Source organism: Streptomyces sp. MNU76, assembly GCF_020982545.1.
Taxonomy (GTDB): domain Bacteria; phylum Actinomycetota; class Actinomycetes; order Streptomycetales; family Streptomycetaceae; genus Streptomyces.
In genome coordinates this window covers 1179039-1194195 of sequence record NZ_JAJKLK010000003.1, presented here as the reverse complement: position 1 = coordinate 1194195, position 15157 = coordinate 1179039, and the positions used below count along the sequence as shown (strand labels likewise).

General features: G+C 71.8%; 13 protein-coding genes and 3 pseudogenes. 5 read left to right on the top strand and 11 right to left on the bottom strand.

Going from position 1 to position 15157, the window contains the following annotated elements; genetic code table 11:
• Window positions 1-88 precede the first annotated feature (88 nt).
• Window positions 89-322, bottom strand: a pseudogene (locus E4N62_RS11650) (hypothetical protein); the annotation flags it as partial.
• 66 nt (window positions 323-388) lie between these two features.
• Window positions 389-868: a macro domain-containing protein gene (locus E4N62_RS11645; protein WP_230213803.1), complete on the bottom strand. Its 480-nt coding sequence runs from the start codon at window positions 866-868 to the stop codon at window positions 389-391.
• An 81-nt stretch (window positions 869-949) separates the two neighbouring features.
• Here E4N62_RS11645 and E4N62_RS11640 point away from each other — a divergent pair, with 81 nt between their 5' ends.
• On the top strand, window positions 950-1687 hold the full coding sequence (locus tag E4N62_RS11640; protein WP_230213802.1) for a MerR family transcriptional regulator: 738 nt from the start codon (window positions 950-952) through the stop codon (window positions 1685-1687).
• A 10-nt stretch (window positions 1688-1697) separates the two neighbouring features.
• Here E4N62_RS11640 and E4N62_RS48655 read toward each other — a convergent pair whose 3' ends face one another.
• From E4N62_RS48655 to E4N62_RS11615, 5 genes and pseudogenes are all read right to left on the bottom strand, one after another.
• Window positions 1698-2102 carry a DUF5995 family protein gene (locus E4N62_RS48655; protein WP_230213801.1) on the bottom strand — a complete coding sequence of 135 codons (405 nt, stop codon included), beginning with the start codon at window positions 2100-2102 and terminating at the stop codon, window positions 1698-1700.
• 251 nt (window positions 2103-2353) lie between these two features.
• A pseudogene (locus E4N62_RS11630) lies at window positions 2354-4527 on the bottom strand (3-hydroxyacyl-CoA dehydrogenase NAD-binding domain-containing protein).
• 41 nt (window positions 4528-4568) lie between these two features.
• Window positions 4569-5783 (bottom strand): acetyl-CoA C-acetyltransferase, encoded by a 1215-nt coding sequence (locus E4N62_RS11625; protein ID WP_230213800.1) that lies wholly within the window; start codon window positions 5781-5783, stop codon window positions 4569-4571.
• Window positions 5784-5829: 46 nt separating this feature from the next.
• Window positions 5830-7041, bottom strand: coding sequence for a CaiB/BaiF CoA-transferase family protein (locus E4N62_RS11620; protein ID WP_230213799.1), 1212 nt, complete (start codon window positions 7039-7041; stop codon window positions 5830-5832).
• Between the two features lie 155 nt (window positions 7042-7196).
• Entirely contained in the window at window positions 7197-7517 is a 321-nt protein-coding gene (locus E4N62_RS11615) for an MmcQ/YjbR family DNA-binding protein (protein WP_268269314.1), read from the bottom strand.
• Window positions 7518-7680: 163 nt separating this feature from the next.
• Here E4N62_RS11615 and E4N62_RS11610 point away from each other — a divergent pair, with 163 nt between their 5' ends.
• A complete protein-coding gene (locus E4N62_RS11610; RefSeq protein ID WP_230213797.1) occupies window positions 7681-8862 on the top strand; it encodes a trans-acting enoyl reductase family protein in 1182 nt (393 codons plus the stop codon).
• 21 nt (window positions 8863-8883) lie between these two features.
• Here E4N62_RS11610 and mmpA read toward each other — a convergent pair whose 3' ends face one another.
• The 4 genes and pseudogenes from mmpA to E4N62_RS11590 all read right to left on the bottom strand — a co-directional run bounded on the left by mmpA (window position 8884) and on the right by E4N62_RS11590 (window position 11328).
• Window positions 8884-9030 carry a morphogenic membrane protein MmpA gene (gene mmpA, locus E4N62_RS11605; protein WP_184904173.1) on the bottom strand — a complete coding sequence of 49 codons (147 nt, stop codon included), beginning with the start codon at window positions 9028-9030 and terminating at the stop codon, window positions 8884-8886.
• Between the two features lie 91 nt (window positions 9031-9121).
• Window positions 9122-9811, bottom strand: coding sequence for an endonuclease V (locus E4N62_RS11600; RefSeq protein WP_230213796.1), 690 nt, complete (start codon window positions 9809-9811; stop codon window positions 9122-9124).
• A gap of 46 nt (window positions 9812-9857) precedes the next feature.
• Entirely contained in the window at window positions 9858-10184 is a 327-nt protein-coding gene (locus tag E4N62_RS11595) for a plasmid stabilization protein (protein WP_230213795.1), read from the bottom strand.
• A gap of 98 nt (window positions 10185-10282) precedes the next feature.
• Window positions 10283-11328, bottom strand: a pseudogene (locus tag E4N62_RS11590) (WD40/YVTN/BNR-like repeat-containing protein).
• Between the two features lie 295 nt (window positions 11329-11623).
• Here E4N62_RS11590 and E4N62_RS11585 point away from each other — a divergent pair.
• From E4N62_RS11585 to ddaH, 3 genes are all read left to right on the top strand, one after another.
• Window positions 11624-12040 carry an SsgA family sporulation/cell division regulator gene (locus E4N62_RS11585; RefSeq protein ID WP_215454158.1) on the top strand — a complete coding sequence of 139 codons (417 nt, stop codon included), beginning with the start codon at window positions 11624-11626 and terminating at the stop codon, window positions 12038-12040.
• Between the two features lie 341 nt (window positions 12041-12381).
• Complete coding sequence (locus E4N62_RS11580; protein ID WP_230213794.1) at window positions 12382-14013, top strand: ABC-F family ATP-binding cassette domain-containing protein; 1632 nt, start codon at window positions 12382-12384, stop codon at window positions 14011-14013.
• Between the two features lie 182 nt (window positions 14014-14195).
• Window positions 14196-14972 carry a dimethylargininase gene (ddaH, locus tag E4N62_RS11575; protein WP_230213793.1) on the top strand — a complete coding sequence of 259 codons (777 nt, stop codon included), beginning with the start codon at window positions 14196-14198 and terminating at the stop codon, window positions 14970-14972.
• Window positions 14973-15157 lie beyond the last annotated feature (185 nt).

The window sequence follows — 15157 nt, the reverse complement described above, 5'->3', positions numbered from 1 at the left end:
TACTGCGGTCAACTCCCGTGCGACAGAGGGACTTTTGGATACTCGTGGGACTTCGGCCACGGTGTGGCCGGAAAGGGTGCCGGATGCGGGCGGCCTCGTGCCGGGCTTCGGCCAGGGTCTGCGCCACATCCGCCCGCTTGATCCGGGCCTGCTCCCGCAGGGCTTCGGCTTCGGCCTCGGTCCCCTTCGTAACGGCCTCCCGTTCGTCCAGGACGCGCTGGATCCGGGGCACGAGCCGGACGAAGAAGAGGAACACGAGCGCGAACAGCACGGCCGCGACGACGAGTTCCCCCACGACGGGGTTCAACGGGCCGATGTCCATCGGGAGCAGATCCATACGGGTGCCCTACCCGTTCCCCGGCGCGCGGTACCGCGCGCCGGCCCCGGATCAGTCCCCGTGGTCGTACACCGTCACCGCTGTTCCGCGCCGGACCAGCCGGTCGAGGATCAGGCGCTCGACCCGGGACCACTTGCCACCGGCGAGTCCGCAGCCGATGCGGGGCATGTGGACCGACGCATCCAGTTGCAGGGCCTTGTCGGCGAGCAGGCCGAGGGCCGTGTCGATGGCCTCGTAGCGAACGGGCGCCCCCTTGCTGCCGGTGCGGGTGCCGTGCTGGCCTATCAGGTTCGCCACCCAGGTGTGGCGGCCGACCTGGACGAACTGGGCGGAGCCGAGCCCGAAGTCGTTGCTCGCGCGGTCGCGGTGCCATGCGCGGTAGGCGGCCTCCGGCTCCGGCCAGCGGCGGGACAGGGCGAGGACGAAGCCCTTGCCCCAGCCGCCCAGGTCGTTGCAGACATGGGCGATGACCTTGACGCCCTTGCCCAGCGGCACGGTCGCGTCGCCCCGGACGTAGGTGATCCCCGACATGACGCCACCGTACGGGGCGGCACTGACAGTCCGTGCCGGCCGAGGTGTCACGGCACTGGTGGGACAGCGATACTGCTGTGCATGACGACCGACATCGGGGAGGGCTCCGGCTCCGGCTCCGGCTCCGGCTCCGGCTCCGAGGAGATCGTTCTCACCGTCGACGAGCTGGCCGCGCGGGCGGGGGTCACGGTGCGTACGGTCCGCTTCTACGGGACCCGGGGCCTGCTGCCGCCGCCGGAGATCGGGCCCCGCCGTGTCGGCCACTACGGTCGGGAGCACCTGGCCCGGCTCGCGCTGATCGAGGAGCTGCAGCGACAGGGCATGACACTGGCGGCCATCGAGGGGTATCTGCGCAGGCTGCCGCCGGACCTCACCCCGCGCGACCTCGCGCTCCAGCGCGCGGTGGTGGCCTCCTGGGCGCCGGACGCGGTGGCTACGGTCACCCGGGAGGAGCTCGACCGCCGGGCGGGGCGGGTCCTGGGCGAGGCGGACGTCGAACAGCTCGTGGCGATGGGCGTGGTCGAGCGGGACGGCAACGAACTCCGGGTGGACCCGGGGCTGCTCCGGCTGGGCGTGGAACTGCTCGGCGTACCCCTGTCGGAGGAGTCGATCCGCGCCGCGCGGACCGTACTGATCGAGCATTCGCGCGCGGCGGCCCAGGAGTTGTCGCGGCTCTTCCGCGACGCGGTGGCGGATCGCGATCCGCAGGCCGTGAAGTCCCTGTCGGCCCATATGCAACCGCTGGTCGTGCAGGCCCTGTTGACGACGTTTCAGCGATCGTTGACGGACGAGCTGAGCCAGTGGGCGTCCGGGTCCTGAGCCGCGGCGTTCACCGCACGGCCCGGTCCAGGTGGGCGATGACGGCGGGCACGTCGTCGCTCTCGGTGCTCCGGATCAGTTGCAGAGCGGGACGGACGAGGCCGCCGGGACGGGGGATCAGCCGGGCGAGGACGGCGGCCCGGATGTCGAGCCGCTCGACGGTCGCCGCGCGCTCCTCCTCGTCCTGACCGGCCAGCAGCACCGCGTTGAACCAGGCCACCTCTCTCGACCTCCGAACGCTGAAGTCGAGGATCCGCTCGTCGGTGCGGGCTCCGACCTGGTCCAGCAGCGACATCAGGGGCGAGAGGGCGCCCAGCGAGTCCTGCACGGCCAGCACCACCCGCCCGAGCCCCTGGTGAATGCCCGTGCCGACCTCGACGGTCACTTGTCGGTACAGCGCCGCGAAGTACCCCACCCGGCCACCACCATGCCCAACTCCTCCCCACAGCCGCACAGTTCGACCTGCACTCCCACTAAAGGACCGCGCCCCGTCAGGGGCGCGGGGAACTGCGCGAGAAGCCCCACCCAGCCGCGGACGAAGAACGCACCGAGGGGGTCGAAGGGGCGCAGCCCCTGGTGGGGGCACCTCCCGCTCGAGCGAAGCCGAGAGTGGGGAGGGAAGGGTAGGGGTGGCGGGCGAAAGGAACGCCCCCGCCACCCCCAACCTCACTCGTCCCCGAACCGCTCCCCCTTCTCCGCCTTCTCCACCAACAGCGCCGGCGGCTCGAACCGCTCCCCGTACCGCCCGGCCAGCTCACGCGCCCGCGCGACGAACCCGGGGAGCCCGCCCTCGTAACCGTTGATGTACTGCAGCACCCCACCGGTCCACCCGGGGAACCCGATCCCGAAGATCGACCCGATGTTGGCGTCGGCGACGGACGTGAGCACGCCCTCCTCCAGCAGCCGCACGGTGTCCAGCGCCTCCGAGAAGAGCATCCGCTCCTGCATGTCCCGGAAGGGAATCCGGTGCCCCGGCTTCGTGAAGTGCTCGCGCAGTCCGGGCCAGAGCTTGGCGCGGCGGCCGTCGGGCCCGTAGTCGTAGAAGCCGGCGCCTCCGCTGCGGCCGGGGCGGCCGAACTCGTCGACCATGCGGTCGATCACGGCCTCGGCCGGATGCACGGTCCAGGTGCCGCCCGCCTCCTCCACGGCCCGCCGGGACTCGGCGCGGATCTTGCGGGGCAGGGTGAGGGTCAGCTCGTCCATGAGGGAGAGGACCTTGGCGGGGTAGCCCGCCTGGGCCGCCGCCTGTTCGACGGACGCGGGCTCGATGCCCTCACCGACCATCGCGACACCCTCGTCGATGAAGTGGCCGATGACCCGGGAGGTGAAGAAGCCGCGCGAGTCGTTGACGACGATCGGGGTCTTCTTGATCTGCCGGACCAGGTCGAAGGCGCGGGCCAGGGCCTCGTCGCCGGTCTGCTCGCCCTTGATGATCTCGACGAGCGGCATCTTGTCGACGGGTGAGAAGAAGTGCAGGCCGATGAAGTCGGACCGGCGGACGACGCCCTCGGCCAGTTCGGTGATGGGGAGGGTGGAGGTGTTGGAGCAGAGCAGGGCGTCCGGTGCCACGATCCCCTCGATCTCCTGGAACACCTTGTGCTTGAGCTCGGTGTTCTCGAACACGGCCTCGATGACGGCGTCGCAGCCCGCGAGGTCGGCCGGGTCGGCGGTGGGGGTGATCAGGGCGAGGAGGGCGTCGGCCTTCTCCTGGGTGGTGCGGCCCTTGGCGACCGCCTTGGCGCAGAGCTTGTCCGAGTACCCCTTGCCCTTCGCGGCCGCTTCGGGCGTCACGTCCTTCAGGACGACCTCGATGCCCGCGCGGGCACACGAGTACGCGATGCCCGCGCCCATCATCCCGGCGCCGAGGACGGCGACCCTGCGGACCTGGCGGGGCTCGACGCCCTGGGGTCGGTTCGCGCCGGAGTTGACGGCCTGGAGGTCGAAGAAGAACGCCTGGATCATGTTCTTCGAGGTCTGGCCGGCGGCCAGTTCCACGAAGTAGCGGGCCTCGATGACCTGGGCGGTGTCGAAGTCGACCTGGGCGCCCTCGACGGCGGCGGCGAGGATCCTGCGCGGCGCCGGGTAGGGCGCGCCGCCGGTCTGCTTGCGCAGGGTGGCGGGGAAGGCGGGCAGGTTCGCCGCGAACTTCGGGTGGGCGGGGTGCCGCCGGGGATGCGGTAGCCGGGCTTGTCCCAGGGCTGCTGCGACTCGGGGTTGGCGTCGATGAAGGCGCGGGCCTTGTCCATCAACTCCTCCCGGGTGGCGGCCACTTCATGGATCAGGCCGTTGTCCAGGGCGCGCCGCGGGGAGTACTGGGTGCCCTGGAGCAGCACCTTCAGCAGGGCGTCGGTGATGCCCAGCAGCCGGACGGTGCGGACCACGCCGCCGCCTCCGGGGAGGAGGCCGAGGGTGACCTCGGGGCAGCCGATCTTGGAGCCGGGGGCGTCGAGGGCGATGCGGTGGTGGCAGGCGAGGGCCAGCTCGTAGCCGCCGCCGAGGGCGGCGCCGTTGATCGCCGCGACGACCGGCTTGCCGAGGGTCTCGATGCGGCGGAGGTTGCGCTTGATCTCCAGGCCGCCGTCGAACAGCTGCTGTGCGGTGTCGGGGGTGACCTTGATGAGGTCGCGGAGGTCGCCGCCGGCGAAGAAGGTCTTCTTGGCGGAGGTGATGATGACACCGCGGATGGTGTCCTTCTCGGCCTCCAGCCGGTCGGTGATCACCGCGAGGGAGTCGCGGAACGCCTGGTTCATGGTGTTCGCGGACTGGTCGGGGTCGTCGATGACGAGGGTGACGAGGCCCGTGCGGTCCTGTTCCCAGCGGATGGTGGTGCTCTCGGTCATAGCGGGGGTCTCCGTTGAAGTCTCTTGGTTCCGCCGGGGTTTCAGACGCGTTCGACGATCGTCGCGATGCCCATGCCGCCGCCCACGCAGAGCGTGGCCAGCCCGTACCGCTTGTCCTGGCGCTCCAGTTCGTCGACGAGCGTGCCGAGGATCATCGCCCCGGTCGCGCCGAGCGGGTGGCCGAGCGCGATCGCGCCGCCGTTGACATTGACCTTGTCGAGGGAGAGGCCCATGTCCTTGACGAAGCGGAGCACGACGGCGGCGAACGCCTCGTTGATCTCGACGAGGTCGATGTCGTCGATGGTCAGTCCGGCCCGGGCGAGGGCCTTGCGGGTCGCGGGCGCGGGGCCGGTGAGCATGATGGTGGGCTCGGAGCCGGAGACGGCCGCGGAGACGATCCGGGCGCGCGGGCGCAGGCCGTAGCGCTCGCCGATCTCCTTGGTGCCGATGGCGACGAGGGCAGCGCCGTCCACGATGCCGGAGGAGTTTCCCGCGTGGTGGACGTGGTCGATCTCCTCGACCCAGTGGTACTCCTGCAGGGCCACCGCGTCGAAGCCGCCCAACTCGCCGATGTCCGCGAAGGAGGGCTTCAGTTTGGCGAGGGAGTCGGCGGTGGTGCCGGGCCGCAGGTGCTCGTCGTGGTCGAGGACGACCAGTCCGGAGCGGTCCTTGACGGGGACGACGGACCGGTCGAACCGGCCGTCCTTCCAGGCGGCCGCCGCCCGCTCCTGGGAGAGTGCCGCGTACTCGTCCACGTCGCGCCGGGAGAATCCCTCGATCGTGGCGATGAGGTCGGCGCCGATGCCCTGCGGCACGAAGTTGACCGCCAGGTTGGTCATCGGGTCGTTGAACCAGGCGCCGCCGTCGGAGGCCATCGGCACCCGGGACATCGACTCGACGCCGCCCGCGAGCACCAGGTCCTCCCAGCCCGAACGGATCTTCGCGGCGGCCAGGTTGACGGCCTCCAGGCCCGATGCACAGAAGCGGTTCTCCTGGACGCCGGCCACGGTGTCGGGCAGTCCGGCGGCGATCGCGGCGGTCCGGGCGATGTCGGAGCCCTGGTCGCCGACCGGGCCGACGACGCCGAGCACGACGTCGTCGACGGCTGCCGGGTCGAGACCGGGGAAGCGGTGCTGGACCTCGTGGATCAGTCCGACGACGAGGTCGATCGGCTTGGTGCCGTGCAGGGAGCCGTTCGCCTTGCCGCGGCCGCGCGGGGTGCGGATCGCGTCGTACACGTACGCTTCGGTGCTCACGAGTCTGGCCTTTCGGTGGCGGGAGGGTACGGCCCGGGGGCCGGTGTCAGTCGGTGTCCTTCGCGGCGACGGCCTCGGCGGACGCGTCTGCGGGGGCGACGGCCTGGTCGGCGACGGCCTCGGCGGACGCGTCGGGCAGGAGGCCCGCTATGCCCCAGTCGTGGGCGACGTCCGCCGTGTCGGCGCCCGGCTGGGCGGGTCCGGTGCGCACCGAGGTGTGGGTGGCGGAGAAGCGGGGCGCCGGGGCCGGCTGGGTGATGCCGCCGAAGTCGGTGAAGGTGCCCCGGGCCGCGAGATGCGCGTGGTGCGGCGCCTCGCGCAGGGACAGGACGGGGGCCACACAGGCGTCGGAGCCCTCGAAAACGGCCGTCCACTCGTCCCTCGTACGGGTCTTGAAGCGGGCCGCGATCGTCTCGCGCAGATCGCCCCAGGCGGCCGTGTCCTTGCGGGCCGGGGCCCGGTCCCCGATGCCGAGGAGGTCGACGAACTCCTCGTAGAACTGCTGCTCCAGGGCGCCCACGGCGACGTACCGGCCGTCGGCGGTCTCGTAGGTGCCGTAGAAGGGACAGCCGCCGTCCAGGAGGTTGGCGGCGCGGCGGTCCTGCCAGCCGCCCGCGGCGAGCATGCCGTGGAGCATCGCGGACAGGTGCGAGGCGCCGTCGACGATGGCCGCGTCCACGACCTGCCCGGCGCCGGTCGCGCGGGCGTGGTGGAGGGCGGCGAGGACGCCGACGACGAGGTAGAGGGAGCCGCCCGCGTAGTCGCCGAGGAGGTTGGCTGGGGCGACGGGCGGAGTGCCCGGGGCCCCGGTCATGCCGAGGGTGCCGGTCAGGGCGAGGTAGGCGATGTCGTGGCCGGCGCGCTGGGCGAGCGGGCCCTGCTGGCCCCAGCCGGTCATCCGGCCGTAGACCAGCTTCGGGTTGCGGGTGTGGCAGGTCTCGGGGCCGACGCCGAGGCGTTCGGCGACGCCCGGCCGGTAGCCCTCGATCAGGATGTCGGCGCGTTCGGCGAGGTCGAGGACGGTGTCCGGGCCGCCAAGGGACTTCAGGTCGACGATCACCGAGCGCTTGTTGCGGTTGGTGATGTCGTACAGCGGGTTCACCGCGAGGCCCGCGCCGCCCGGTCGGTCGACGCGGACGACGTCGGCGCCGAGATCACCGAGGAGCATCGCGGCGAACGGTCCCGGGCCGATGCCCGCGAGTTCGACCACGCGCACACCTGCGAGCGGACCGTGCCCGGGCGTCTTCGCCACTGACATCGAGCCCCCAGCCCTGTGACACAAATGATGTAACACCAGCGATGTTAAGAACGTGTTCCACTCCGCACAAGCCCCGAATGAGCAAACGCTTAGTCATTGTGCCCCCAGTCGTGGCGGGTGTCAGCCCGGCGGCCACCAGGTCCCCGGCACCGCCCTCAGCGGGCCTCCAGCTCCGCTATGAGCCGCTTCGGGGCGATCACGCGGTAGCTCTCCTCGACCCAGTCGCACAGCAGCTCCGCGCGCGGGGCGCCCTTCTCCTCCAGCGGCACGCGCACCCAGCCGGACCTGCCCAGGCCGTACCCCGCCGGTTCGGCGCCGGGGCAGGTCAGGGCGTGGGCGTGGGTCTCCTCGTCCTTGAGCTTCACGGTGACGCCCAGCGGATAGCCGCCGTCATCCGTCCCGAGGAACACGAACACCTTCCTGTTGACCTTCGCGACGCTCTCGCCCCACGGGAACTCCTCGACCGCGCCGGGCATCCCGAGGGCGAACTCGCGCACCTTCTCCCATTTTTTCAGGGCACTCTTCGGTACGGTCACGGCCACCTCCGGATCCCGCGCACGCGGCTGCTCGTCCCTCACGCTAGCCTCAGCGACCGACAACGGCGCGTGGACGGGCCGTGGGCGAGTGCTGAGGGGTTCCATGAGCAACGGGCAGGACAGGGCGGAGCGGGCGTACGACATCGTGCTCTACGGGGCCACGGGGTTCGTCGGGGAGCTCACCGCGGAGTATCTCGCCGCCAACGCGCCCGAAGGGCTGCGCTGGGCGATCGCCGGGCGCAACGCGGAGAAGCTCGCCGCGCTGCGCGAGCGGCTGCCCGGCGGCGCGGGGATCGGTGTGCTCCGGGCGGACGGGTCCGATCCGGACGCCGTGCGCGAACTCGCCCGTCAGGCACGGGTGGTGGCCACGACCGTCGGTCCGTACATCACCCACGGCGAGGAGTTGGTGGCCGCCTGCGCGGACGAGGGAACCGACTATCTGGATCTCACCGGTGAACCCGAGTTCGTCGATCTGACGTTCGTCCGGCACGACGCCCGCGCGCGGGAGACCGGCGCCCGCATCGTGCACGCCGCCGGCTTCGACTCGATACCGCACGACCTGGGCGCCTACTTCACGGTGTGTCAGCTCCCGGAGGACGCGCCGATCACCGTGGACGGATTCGTGCGCGCCGAGGGCATGTTCTCGGGCGGCACGTTCAACTCCGCGCTCACCGGGTTCTCCCGCGGCCGGGAGACGATGGCCGCCGCACGGGACCGCAAGCGGCACGAACCGCGGCTGGTGGGGCGCCGGGCGTACGCGCCGGTGAGCGCTCCCCGGTTCGCGAAGGAGGTCGGGGCGTGGGCGCTGCCGCTGCCGACCATCGACGCGCAGGTGGTGCAGCGCTCGGCGCGCGCCCTGCGGCGCTACGGGCCGGACTTCCGCTACCGCCATTACGCGGCCGTCAAAACGCTGCCCTTCGCGGTGGGCGGGGTCGCATTCGTCGGCGCGGTCGTCGCCGCCGCCCAGGTGCCCCCCGTACGGCGCTGGCTGGGCGACCGGCTCAAGCCGGGCGAGGGCCCGAGCGCGGAGAAGCGGGCGAGGAGCTGGTTCTCGGTGCGGTTCGTCGGCGAGGGCGGCGGACGCCGGGTCTTCACGGAGGTCGCGGGCGGCGATCCCGGCTACGGCGAGACGGCGAAGATGTTCGCCGAGTCCGCCCTGTGCCTGGCCCTCGACGACCTCCCGGCCACGGCGGGGCAGGTCACGACGGCGGTCGCGATGGGCGACGCGCTGATCGAGCGGCTCCGCGCGGCGGGGATCACGTTCCGGGTGGCGGCGACCCGGTGACAGGGTGAGGCGCCGACCGGTCTACTGCGCCCACCCGGTCAGCGTGTAGACCATCCCGGCGATCCAGGCCAGTCCGGCGAACACGGCGAGGAGCAGGCCGGTCGTCACGGCACGCTCGACCGACTGGGTGGGGCCGGCGGCGGGCTTCGGGGCTCGGTGCGTCGTCATACGGCACAGCCTGCCGATCATGACGACGCACCGGCATCCGTACAGGTACTCAGTTCGTACTCAAGCCTCTTGTGCGACCCCCGGCTTCGCGTCAGGACGTCGTCGTCCGGAGGGCCTCGCGGCACAGGGAGTCGGCCCTGCGGGTGGTCTCCGGGAGGCGGTAGGACGGGGTGAGGGCGAGGGTGTGGGCGCAGGCGTTGTCCAGGTCGACGCGGTGGCCGACGGAGACGAAGACCGGCTTGACGGCGTCGCGGGTGCGCAGTGCGCGGCCCACCTCCTCGGTGCCCGCGAGGAGCGGGGACGCGCTGCCGCGCGCGGCGCCCGGATCGTCGTAGGTGAAGGTGAAGGGGTTCTTGGCGACGCCGATCGTGGGGAGGCCGGTGAGGACGCCGAGGTGCGCGGCGAGGCCGAAGCGGCGCGGATGCGCGAGGCCGTAGCCGTCGCAGACGACGAGGCCGGGGTCGCACGGCAGCGCGTCGAGCGCGGCCAGCACCGTCGGGATCTCGCGGAAGGCCAGCAGGCCGGGGACGTAGGGGAAGGAGACCTGCCCGGTCGCCGTGGCCTCGGCGACCACGTCGAGCGTGGCCGCGTCCAGCACCACGGCCGCCGCCGCGACCACGTTCCGCTCGTCGTCGTACGCCACGTCGACGCCGGTGACCCGGCCGCTGCCCGGCGGTGGTCCGGTCTCGTCGAGCACCACCTTCCCCCGCAACTCGTCCTGCACGGCGAGGGCTTGCTCTTCGGTGGCGGGCCAGCCCGCCGGGATGCGTACGGTCGTCATGGTGCCGACGAGCGTACGCATCCCGTCACGGGCGCGCCGCCCCGGGCTACTTGTCGCCCAGGGCGCGCTTGAGCTGGCTCTTGTCCATGTCCGAACGGCCCTGGATGTTGCGCCGCTTCGCCTCGGCGTAGAGCTGGTCGTACGTGGGTCCCTCGGATCCCTTGTGCGAACGTTGCCCGCCGCGCTTGCTCGACGACATGTCCTGGGTGGAGGTGCGGCTCGCGGTCTTGGACTCGCCGGAGCGGGCGCGTTCCTTGTTGACGGTCCGGGCGGCGATCTCCTTGGCGCGCGACTCGCTCTCACCGCGGTCCTCGGCGCTCTCCTTGATGTGCTCGTACTGGCGTTCCCTCTTCGGGCTCGAACCGCGTGGCATGACCGATCGCTCCTTTCGTGATTCGAACACGCCACAAGTACCCCTCTCGGCGGGAACAACCCCGTACCCGCCCACCTGGCGGAACGCCGACGCGCGCGTCAGTTCTCCAGCCGGGCCACCCGTCCCCGCTCCCCGCCGCCCAGCAGCCCCGGTCCGGTGTGCAGTCGACCGTGTCGTACGACCCGGTATCGACCGTGCGCCAGGTGCGGCCGCCGTCGGTGGTGAGGTCGGTCCCCGTGGGGCCGACGGCGAGAGCGGTCGTACGGCTGTACGGGAGCCAGGCGACGCCGGAGCGGTAGGCGGGCGGGGGCTGCGCGGCGGGCGTCCAGGTGCGGCCCGCGTCGCCGGTGGTGGCCGCGGCCTGCGGTGACGGCTGTTCGGCGCGGTAGTCGCCGCCGACGGCGATGCCGTGCGCCCGGTCGCGGAAGGCCAGCGCGAAGACGCCCCGGGCCGGGTCGCCGGCCGGTACGGGGGTGTCGGCGACCGTCCAGGTGCGCCCCCGGTCGGCGGAGTGCAGCACGCGCGCGCGGGCCGCCCCTCCGGTCGCCAGCCACACATCGCGCGGCCCCGAGCTGACCAGGCACTGCCCGCTCGCCGCGAAGCCCGCCTCGCCCTCCAGGGCCGGGGGCATGCCCTCGTTCGGCAGGACCTCCCAGGAGCGGCCGCCGTCCTCGGTGGACAGGATGCGGAACCTGCCGTCGACCGGGTCGCTCATGGCCAGCCCGTGGCGGGGGTCGAAGAAGGTGAGGCAGTCGTAGAAGGCGCGCGGGTCGGTGTTGCGGAAGGACTCGGTCCAGGTCTCGCCGCCGTCGTCCGTGCGGTACACACGGGAGGCCTCGCCCTCGCCGATGGCCAGGACGACCGCCCGGCGTGCGTCGAATGCCTCGATGTCCCGGAACTGCAGTTCCTGTGCGCCGGGCGGTGAGACATTGCGCCAGGTCCTGCCCCCGTCGCCGGTGCGGAGCACGGTGCCGGCGGAACCCGCCAGCCACGCGCTGTTCCGGCTGACCGCGGCCAGTCCGCGAAAGCGCACGTCGGTGCCGGTCTCCTTCAGTTCCCAGTGCGGGGGACGGCCGTCCCCGTGTGCCTGCGCGGGCACCGCCAGGGCGGCGGCGAGTGCCGCCGCGGCCAGTCCCGTCGTCATCGTCCGACTCGTCCGACTCGTCCTTCTCGACTGCCCCATGCCCCTCATGGCGGGCGAAGCTAGTGCAGCGAGGGGGTGCCGTCCAGATGGCCTTCGCCGGGAACCACCGGGCGGCGTCCGGTGTCCTCTCCCATATCCCGGGACACGGGATGAGAAATGGATCACCCCAGTGATTGGGCCCGGTGACAGAGGTCACTCGAACCTCATGTGCACGGATCGGCCCGATCCGGCGTCTTTGCATATGCCCGGCCGCAGTCAACCGGAATCCGTCCACCCGTCACGAGGGAGCAAGGCGTTGTCCACCGTCATCGAGCAGCCCGTAGAGGCCCGTCTCGTCGCCGCCGCACCGCGGATGCCGAGCATTCCCGCCACGCTCCACTACGACCGCAGCGACCCGTTCGCCGTCCGTATGACCTTCCCCGCCCCGGCCACGCTGGAGGGGGTCGAGGTCTGCTGGACCTTCGCCCGCGAACTGCTCGTCACCGGTATGGAGGACCCGGTCGGCTACGGCGACGTACGCGTCCGCCCGTACGGCTACGACCGGCTGGTCCTGGAGTTCCACGCCCCGGAGGGCACGGCCGTGGTGCACGTGCACGCCGACGAGGTACGGCGCTTCCTGGAGCGGTCGATGGATCTGGTGCCGCTCGGCCTGGAACACCACCAAGTGGACCTGGACCACGATCTGGCCGAGCTGATGCGCGACGCCTGCTGAGGCCCCGACCCGCCGAGGGCCCACCCCCAGACGCCGCCCCGCTCCGCCGGGGGCGGCCGATCCGGGTGCCGATCAATTGCGTTGACACCCCTCCGGCCCGTCCGTACGTTGTTCCACGGTCCTGTTGCCGTCGATTGGAGAAGGACGTTGCTCGTCTGAGGTCCTGAGACACCGCGTCACACAGCCCGCCGTATCCCGGCGCCCCTGTGTGCGTAGCGTGCGACCTCGGCGTACAGCCGTCCCTTCGGCAGCGGGCCTTTCTCTCGCCCCCGTCGTATGTCGCCCTCGCGGTGTTTCGAACGCGTCGCCCCTGGCCGCTTCCCTCACCCGCGAGGTTCCTCATGTCTACTCCCCTTTCCCTCACCTGCGCCTCCCTGTCCTTCGCCTGGCCCGACGGCACCCCCGTCTTCGAGGATCTGCAGTTGGCGTTCGGCCCCGGCCGGACCGGACTCGTCGGCGTCAACGGGTCGGGGAAGTCAACCCTGTTGAAGCTGATCGCCGGTGAACTCACCCCGTCCGACGGCACCGTGCGGGTGGCCGGCGAGGTCGGCTACCTGCCGCAGAACGTCACGCTCGACACCGGCCTGAGGGTCGACGAAGCGCTCGGCATCGCCACCGCCCGCGCCGCGCTGCACGCCATCGAGGCCGGTGACGTGGCCGAGGAGCACTTCGCGGCGATCGGCGACGACTGGGACGTCGAGGAACGCGCACTGGCGACCCTCGGCGGGCTCGGGCTGGGCCACGTCGATCTGGACCGCACCATCGGCGAGGTCTCGGGCGGCGAGTCGGTGCTGCTGCGGCTGGCCGCGCTGCTGCTGCGCCGCCCCGACGTCCTCCTCCTGGACGAGCCGACCAACAACCTCGACCTGTACGCGCGACGCAGGCTGTACGACGCGGTCGAGGCGTGGTCCGGAGTGCTGGTCGTGGTCAGCCACGACCGTGAACTCCTGGACCTGGTCGCCCAGATCGCCGATCTGCACTCCGGCGAGGTCACCTGGTACGGCGGCAACTTCTCCGCGTACGAGGAGGCACTCGCCGTCGAACAGGAGGCGGCCGAACGGATGGTGCGGGTCGCCGAGACGGATCTGAAGAAGCAGAAACGCGAACTGGTCGACGCACAGGTCAAGTTGGCCCGGCGCAAACGGTTCGGGCAGAAGATGCAGGACCAGAAGCGGGTGCCGAAGATCGTCGCACACGCGCGCAAACGGGCGGCCCAGGAGTCCGCCGGCAAGCACCGCATCCTGCACGAGGAACGGCTCGCCGGGGCGAGGGAACGCCTCGACGAGGCGGTGGAGGCCGTACGGGACGAGGACGAGATCCGCGTCGAGCTGCCGTACACGGCCGTACCTCCGGGCCGTACCGTGCTCACCCTGCTGGACCTGGAACTGAGGTACGGCGCCCGAGTGGCGGGCGGCCTCGATCTGCGCGGCCCGGAGCGGATCGCGTTGGTCGGCCGCAACGGCTCGGGCAAGACCACGCTGCTGCGGACCATCGCTGGCGAGCTGGAGCCGGTCAGCGGCGAGTCGAGGGCGCACGTCCCGACGCGGTTCCTGCCGCAGCGGCTCGACGTCCTCGACGACGGGCTGACGGTCGCCGAGAACGTGGCCAGGTTCGCGCCGGACGCGACCAACAACCGGATCCGGGCGCGCCTCGCCCGCTTCCTGTTCCGAGGCGCCCGGGCCGACCAGCAGGCAGCCACGCTCTCCGGCGGGGAGCGCTTCCGCGCCGCCCTGGCCGCCCTGATGCTCGCCGAGCCCGCACCGCAGCTGCTGATGCTGGACGAGCCGACGAACAACCTCGACATGGCGAGCGTGCGACAGCTGACGACCGCGTTGGAGGGGTACGAGGGCGCACTGATCGTGGCCAGCCACGACCTGCCGTTCCTGGAGTCGATCGGGATCACACGGTGGCTGCTGATGGAGGAGGGAGAGCTGCGGGCGACCACCCCGGAGGAACTCTGGACGGCCGACTGATCCGGGCGGCGCCGGGGGCCGGCCGACCTGGGCTCTCGCCGACCGGTCGGCAACCGCCGAGTAACTCAGGAGGGCCACAGCCTGTCCCGGGGTTTTGTCCTGGTGGGCCGGGACTGCATGATGGCGGACCGGCGTCGCTTCACGGGCGCCGGAAAACCGTCGTCCGATTCGGAGTCACCCACGTGCCCAGCAAGAAGGCTCTCGTCCGCCGCCCCAGCCCCCGCCTGGCCGAGGGCCTCGTCACGCACGTCGAACGCACGGAGGTGGATGTCGACCGGGCGGTCGAGCAGTGGGAGGCGTACGGCGAGGCCCTGCGCGACCACGGCTGGGAGACGATCGAGGTGGACCCGGCCGACGACTGCCCGGACTCGGTGTTCGTCGAGGACACCGTCGTCATGTACAAGAACGTGGCGCTGATCGCGCGCCCCGGCGCCGAGTCCCGGCGGGCCGAGACCGAGGGGATCGAGGAGGCCGTGGCCGCGCTCGGCTGCTCGGTGAACTGGGTCTGGGAGCCGGGCACGCTGGAGGGCGGCGACGTCCTGAAGGTCGGCGACACCGTGTTCGTGGGCCGGGGCGGGCGCACCAACGCGGCCGGCGTCCAGCAGCTGCGGGCCGCGTTCGAGCCGCTCGGGGCGCGAGTGGTCTCCGCCCCGGTGAGCAAGGTGCTGCATCTGAAGTCGGCGGTCACGGCGCTGCCCGACGGCACGGTCGTCGGGCACATCCCGAAGATGGACACCCCGTCGCTGTTCGGGCGCTTCCTGCCGGTGCCGGAGGAGGCCGGGGCGCACGTGGTGCTCCTCGGCGGCGACAAGCTGCTGATGGCGGCGAGCGCGCCGAAGACCGCCGAGCTGTACTCCGACCTCGGCTACGAGCCCGTCGTGGTCGACATCAGTGAGTTCGAGAAGCTCGAGGGCTGTGTGACATGCCTCTCGGTGCGGCTGCGTGGACTGTACGCCTGACGGGTCATCGCTTCCCCTCTTCGGCCCCGGGACCTGCGAGTCCACGGGGCCTTCGGCATGCCCGCCGAGCCCTCGGGGGACGCCGCTGATCAGCGGTCTTTACAGCGCACTTAACCTACGGCATCGTAACCTACGGCTTCGTAGCCTACGATGCCGTAGGTTCAGGTCGCCCGCCCGCGGCAGCA